The organism is Pseudoalteromonas sp. S3776, from assembly GCF_005886915.1.
Classification (GTDB): Bacteria; Pseudomonadota; Gammaproteobacteria; order Enterobacterales; family Alteromonadaceae; genus Pseudoalteromonas.
This window is the reverse complement of record NZ_PNCU01000159.1, coordinates 1-428: the sequence shown is the minus strand read 5'-3', so window position 1 is coordinate 428 and position 428 is coordinate 1. Positions and strand designations below refer to the sequence as shown.

Annotated in this window: 1 protein-coding gene; it reads right to left on the bottom strand. The window is 37.9% G+C overall.

What is annotated here, in order from left to right:
• On the bottom strand, positions 1-428 hold a 428-nt coding region (locus CWC16_RS19495; protein WP_212747459.1), incomplete at both ends, for a type III PLP-dependent enzyme domain-containing protein.

Here is a 428-nt window from a genome sequence, read left to right as displayed (position 1 = left end):
TTCATTAATATGTTCCTCGGAATCGTAATAATCATGGCTATCACAAGTTATACCACCCAGCACAACCCGATGGTATTCGTTATCCCATTTATTGACGGGAAGCATCAAAAATTTTTCTCCGATCCCCCAGGTATCCGGCAACGTGGTAAAAAAGGAGGAATCGATCATATACCAACACTCACGATCATTCTGAATTTTTTGTCCTATTACACTGTAAATATGGGCCATGCTCTCCCCCACTGTATAGCTGCCAAATTCGGTATAAATATTCGGCATGGGCACTTTCGCTTTTTTACAAGCTTTTTTAATATTACCTACAATTTCATTGATCATGAATTGATAATCATATTCAAAACCAAGTGAATGTTTGATGGGGAAACCGCCGCCAATATTAATAGAATCTAATTCCGGACAAATTTTCTTGAGTT